Source organism: Mesorhizobium sp. M4A.F.Ca.ET.022.05.2.1 (assembly GCF_003998845.1).
In the GTDB taxonomy this organism is placed as follows: domain Bacteria; phylum Pseudomonadota; class Alphaproteobacteria; order Rhizobiales; family Rhizobiaceae; genus Mesorhizobium.
Genome location: NZ_RZOJ01000735.1, coordinates 1 through 1205 on the forward strand (window position 1 = coordinate 1; position 1205 = coordinate 1205).

At 67.4% G+C, this 1205-nt stretch carries 1 protein-coding gene; it reads left to right on the top strand.

All coding sequences use genetic code 11. The features are described from left to right. Nucleotides 1-1161 (top strand): FAD-dependent oxidoreductase (locus EN745_RS35000; RefSeq protein ID WP_145992333.1); only part of this gene is annotated, 1161 nt, incomplete at its 5' end. Nucleotides 1162-1205: the final 44 nt, after the last annotated feature.

A 1205-nucleotide genomic window follows, 5' to 3' on the forward strand; every position in this document is an offset into this window, starting at 1 on the left:
GCCCTGCATGCCGCCGCCAAAGGTCTTTCGGTGGCTGTCCTCGAAGCCGAAATCATCGCTTGGGGGGCGACCGGCCGTAATGCAGGCTTCGTCGTGCCGAACTTCGCCAAGATGGATCCGGACGCCATATCCGCGCATCTCGGCCCCCAGCGCGGCGAGCGGCTGATCGAATTCGCCGCCGGCAGCGCCGACCTCGTCTTCGGCCTCGTAGAGCGGCATGGCATCGCCTGCGACGCCGTGCAGAACGGCTGGATACAGGCGGCGCACTCATGGGCTGCTCTCGAAAAAATCCGATCCCGCGCCAGGCAATGGGCGGAGCGCGGCAGGCCGGCCGTGATGCTGGACCCCCAGCAGACCGAGGCGTTGACCGGTGCCTGTGGTTATGCCGGCGGTTGGATGGACCACTCGGGCGGGGTGCTCAATCCGGTCGAATTCGCGCGCGGCTTGGCCGATGCCGCCGAAAAGGCCGGCGCGCGGATTTTCGAGCACACGCGCGTCACATCGATCGACCGTGCGTCCGACGGCTGGACGCTGAAGACGCCTTCGGGTTCACTGCGTGCCGGCAAGGTGCTGATCGCCACCAACGCCTATGGCGGAGGGCTCAACCCGACACTGCGGCGGACCTATTTCCCGCTGAAGGTTTTCCAGATCGCGACACAGCCCTTGCCCCCGAAGGCGCGCCAGCGCCTGCTGCCAGGCGGCCAGGGTTTTTCCGACACCAGACGCAATCTCATCACCTTCCGCTTCGATGCCCAGAACCGGCTGATCAGCGGCGGCATGCATGTGGTGAGCGCGGGCGCCGACGGGCGCGTGCCGCAAATACTCTGGCGGCGAATAGCGCGGTGTCTGGAGCTGCCTGACCTGCCGCCGCTTGAGTATAGTTGGTCGGGGATCGCCGCCGTCGAACCGGATTTCCTGCCGCATCTGATCGACCTCGGCCCAAGTCTGATCGCCGCGCGCGCCTGCAACGGGCGCGGCATCGCCATGACCACGGCCATGGGCAAGGTGCTGGCCGACTGGGCGGCCGGGACAGAAGCGCGGAGCCTACAGCTGCCATTCGCGCCGGCAGCGCCGATCCCGTTCCACGGCCTGCTGCGCTATGCGCCCAACATGCTGTTGCCGTGGAGCATGCTGCGCGACCGGCTGGATCGGACTGGGTAGGGGAGGTTCCGACGGTCGCGGTGATCGCGACCTCGTCGCCGACT